This window comes from Streptomyces sp. NPDC044061 (assembly GCF_056434305.1).
Window position 1 is genome coordinate 1 of sequence record NZ_JBWKFL010000131.1, and the last position, 4,324, is coordinate 4,324.

Sequence of the window (4,324 nt, forward strand, 5' to 3'; positions counted from 1 at the left end):
AAGCTCTCCCGGCCCCGCCATGGGCTGCGCCGCCGCGGCGCAGCCGGTTCCGCCGAGCGGATCCGCGCCCGGCCCACGGTCGTCGTCATCGGCTCAGCCATTGCCTGCTCAGCCATTGCCTGCTCAGCCATTGCTTTGGGCCTGCCGGAGCGCCTCCGCCGGCGAGGCCTTGCCAGCCAGCGCCGCCTGGATAGCCGTGTAAATTTTGGCCTCGGCCTTGGGCCAGTCCACGCCGAGCTCGCCGGTACGGGCGCGCGCCGACTTCAGCAGGTCCGTGAAGACGGCGAGCTGGGGATTCTCGGCGGAGAACCGGGCGGCAACCTGCGTCCTGGACGGGACGTAGCCCCAGGCCTTCGCGATGGAGAGCTGCACCTCGTCGCTGTTCATACACGCGACGACCTTTGCGGCCTTGGCCTGCCTGGCCTTGTTACCGGTCCGCGGAACCGTCCACATCTCGCCGACCGCCGGCGCGACCGCCGTGTCCGAGGCCGACTTCACCGGGATCTTGACCACTCCGTAGTGGAGGCCGGAGACCTTATCGAGGATCGGGACCTCGAACGACGCGTTGACCATCATCGCGGCCTTGCCCGCCACAAACTGGTCCTCCACATCCCCATAGGTCCAGTTCAGCACGCCCGACGACGCCGACCCGGACTTCACCAGGTCCGTCCAGAGCTGAAGGGCCTCTGCGGTCTGGGGCGTGTCGATGTTCTTCTCATCGCCGCCGTTGCTCCACATGAACGGCAGAAACTCCGTCGTGGAGGCATGCGTCGCGTTGGCGTTGAATGCTATGCCGTACCGGCCGCCCGAAGTGAGCTTCGCGGCTGCGGCCTTGAGCTCGTCCCACGTGGCCGGCGGCTGGACGCCAGCCCTCGCAAGAACGTCCTTGTTGTAGAAGAGTGCGGTCGTATTCAACGCCGGGGCCAGAGCGTAGACCTTGCCGTTGTACGTGCCGTTCTGGAGCACGCCCTTAGCGAAGCCGTCCGTGCTGATGTTGAAGTCACTCAGCGGGACGAGCGCCCCGATCGCTGCGATCTGCTGGACGTCGGCGTCTCTGAGCATGAGGACGTCCGGGAGCGTCTTCGACGACACCTGCTGCAGGACCTTCTGTGTGTACGACGACGACGGCGCCGTCCGGTGGTCGAGCCTGACGCCCGCCTTCGCCGCGCACTTATTGAGGGCCTCGACGACCGGCTTGCTCGAATCACTGGCGAAATTGTCCAGCTCGGAGATCCTCGTAACGGACTGGCTACCGGACGCGTTCGTACCCCCACCACAGCCCGTCAGGACTGTGGGCACCGCGAGAGCCGCGAGGGACAGGCCGGTGCGCGCGATAACGGATGTTCGCATCAGTAGGTCCTCCTCTTGTTGTAGTTGCTATTTCTGGTATCTCTGAATGTGGAGCTGTCAGCGCTTGAAGCATGAACAGATGATAGTTAAACGGAGGACCCGTATGCAGTCGCTGCGTTATGGCGTCGGCATTTTCCACGGCGTTGAACTACGTAACGTGACCAACGGATCTTTCCACGAACCTACCGTTGGCGAGCGTCTGACCTGCTCCGACCGCCAACTCATATGCGCTGGCCGGACGAAGGCACCGCTTACCTATTCACCTGTCGGATAGCGAACTTCGGGACGCCTGGCGCTAGCAAACGGCCTCTTCGCCGGTCCAGCGCTTGACCTTTACCGATGCGGGGTTGGCCGCAAGGTGCGAGCGCGACTGGGGCCAGAGGTCGCGCCAGACGGTCCACTCGTGCACTTCGCTGGCGAGGTCTCTGTGGCTGCGCACGACTAAGGAGGGGAACAGGTGCCGGCCGATAGGCTGGTAGCGCAGGTCGTAGCTCCACCGCGGGCCGTCGCTAACGTTTCTCAGCGCTGCGTGCATCGTCAGGCGATGCATGAAGACCGCACCACAGCGTCCGATTGGGAGCGACTGGTAGCCCGTTCCACGCGACTCGGGAATACCCCATTCGACTCCGGAGCAATGGGGGGCCAGACCTCGGCGGTGGCTGCGCGGTATCACGCAGAGGCAGCCATTCTCTACGGTCGCGTCGGTGATCGGCAGCCAGACCGTGAGCGTGTCAGTGTCGACCACTTCCGGTAGAGCCGCTCCCTGGTCCCGGTGCCACCCGATGCGGCCGACGTACGAGTGCAGGGCCTCCTCGGTGAGCAGCCGCTAAGGTGGCTTGATCCGAACATGCTGGATGGGGTTGAGAAGGATTTCGGGTCCGACGATCTGCTCCACTGCGTCGATCAGGGCGAGGGTTAGTCAGCAGCGCAAACGTGGCCGGGCCAAGGTGAATCGGCGTCTCCTCGGTTACGTTCGCAGAAATCCGCAGCGCGATATCAAGCGTCTGGTAGGAACCGCCCTCGCCCAAGAACGCGGCAAGGCGGCTGTCAAACGGCAGTTCAGGACAGGTCGAGCTGATCTTGATTTGGGCGTTCCAGCGCGCGAGTTCGCGGTCCACCACTTCCTCATACTCGCGTACCACGGGATCGATGTCACGCTCTACGTCCAACAGATCTTCCACGAAGAGGTAGCCCCCGTCGTGGAAGCGGTCTACGTCGATGCGCACGTCACTTGCGTTTGCCATGGCCATCTCGTTTCTCTGGATTTCCCATCCGTCAGCCATCGTGCGTGAACGCCGAGTTCACATCCATCAGCGCGGAATTTCGACAGCAGACGGATGTACTCCGCACTCCTGCCTCGCAGTCCGATGAGCGGTGTCCGTCGCCGCTATCCGATTAGTACGTAGTCAACTCCGTTCCGTTCCCGAGGTTATGTCGCGCCATCGTCGCGATCGCAGCAGTGCAAGGAAAGGGCCAATTTTGACTCAGGTGGCTCTCCCGGTCAGAGAGTGTGATCTCAAGCGGTGTCGAACTCACGCCACGTCCGGGCGAGGATCCGGATGCCGCGCGCGGTCTCCTCTAGTGCCCCCGAATACGAAAGCCGGATGTAGTCTTCCAGCGCATCCCCGGAGCTAAAGGTAGGACCTGGAAGAATTCGGACACCAGCCGCCGCAGCCCTGTACGCGAACGCTGGCCCGGTCGCCGACGGTAGACGGATCCACAGTGACGCGCCGCCGACCGGCATGTACGGCACCCAGTCCGGCAGCTCGGCGGCGAGGAGATCGAGGGCCTGGCGGCGCGCGGCGGACAGGAACTCGTGGCGTTGGTCACGCGCGGTCTCGATCCGTGGCAACAGTTGCGCGGCGAGGAGTTGCGCGATGAGCGAGGTGCCCAAATCATCACCGCCCTTGGCCGCAGCCAGCTGTTCGGCGATGTCCGGGTGGGCCCGGGCCCAGCCTACGCGCAAACCGCCCCAGAACGACTTGCTCATCGATCCGATAGTCACAACGTTGCTGCTGCCGACGGCCAGCGGCAGCGGGCGTCGGTCACCATCGATGATCGTGTCGGCCAGAGTCGCGTCGTCGATCACTGGGATCCCGTACCGATCGGCGATGGCGACGATGCGGCTGCGCCGAAACCCGTCCAGCACTGAACCGGTCGGGTTGTGCACGGTCGACTGCAGGACGATCAGCGTTGGATGGAAACCGGCGACGGCCCTCATGAACGCGTCGACGTCGACTCCATCGACACCGCTTGGCACATCGACCAGCCGGGCACCGAGCGCGCTGAGTACCTCAAGCGCACCGCGGAAGGTCGGCTCTTCGACGAGCACTGTGGATCCAGGCTCAATGAGCGAGGAGGCGACTAGTCGCAGTGCCTGCTGCGCCCCCGCGGTGATGACAACGTGTTCAGGTCCAGTCTCCAAACCGAGGATCGTGTAGTACTCGGCAACCGCTTCCCGCAACTCGGGCAGCCCCCACGGCTGGTAGCCATGGGTGGCGACGAGGGCGCGCATCCGAAGTCCGTCGAGCGTATTAACCTCCTCAGCGACCATCGGCAGGCCAGGCATCGCAGCGGTGCGCAGGTCGATCTCGCGCGCCTGCACCGGCTTGGACGAGGCGACGAAAGAGCGCAGTCGGTCATCGCCGGCCGGAGCGAGGTGTCGGCGCCCCGCCGAGACGTACGTGCCGTCGCCGCGCCAGCTGACGAACATCCCCTCGTCACGCAATTGGTCGAAGGCTCGACCGACCGTGTTGCGACTCACGCCAAGGACGGTGGCCAACGCACGCTCAGAGGGCATACGGGTTCCCGAGGCGATGGCTCCGGTGACCACGAGATGCCGCACCCTGGTCGCGAGCCTCGCATGCATTGGTCCGTCCTCGCTCGCCCATTCGCCGAGCAAGCGGACAAGTCGGTTCGCCCCGACGGCAGCCAATCGGAACGAATTGGCACTCGATCGCGAGAGTTTCACGCG

General features: G+C 64.5%; 4 protein-coding genes. 1 reads left to right on the forward strand and 3 read right to left on the reverse strand.

What is annotated here, in order from left to right:
- Nucleotides 1-123: 123 nt before the first annotated feature.
- Nucleotides 124-1,350 (reverse strand): ABC transporter substrate-binding protein, encoded by a 1,227-nt coding sequence (locus tag AC07CM_RS50360; protein ID WP_478883280.1) that lies wholly within the window; start codon nt 1,348-1,350, stop codon nt 124-126.
- 295 nt (nt 1,351-1,645) lie between these two features.
- Entirely contained in the window at nt 1,646-2,173 is a 528-nt protein-coding gene (locus AC07CM_RS50365; protein ID WP_478883283.1) for a phytanoyl-CoA dioxygenase family protein, read from the reverse strand.
- Between the two features lie 124 nt (nt 2,174-2,297).
- On the opposite strand from AC07CM_RS50365, the gene AC07CM_RS50370 reads away from it, so the two are divergent.
- Nucleotides 2,298-2,642: a hypothetical protein gene (locus AC07CM_RS50370; RefSeq protein ID WP_478883281.1), complete on the forward strand. Its 345-nt coding sequence runs from the start codon at nt 2,298-2,300 to the stop codon at nt 2,640-2,642.
- A 224-nt stretch (nt 2,643-2,866) separates the two neighbouring features.
- Here the strand turns inward: AC07CM_RS50370 and AC07CM_RS50375 are convergent.
- Nucleotides 2,867-4,324: aminotransferase-like domain-containing protein (locus tag AC07CM_RS50375; RefSeq protein WP_478883282.1), on the reverse strand; the 1,458-nt coding region annotated here is incomplete at its 5' end.

Coding starts and splice junctions, on each gene's coding strand:
- AC07CM_RS50360 (WP_478883280.1), bottom strand. CDS start 1,350: ATGCGAACATCCGTTATCGCGCGCACCGGCCTGTCCCTCGCGGCTCTC.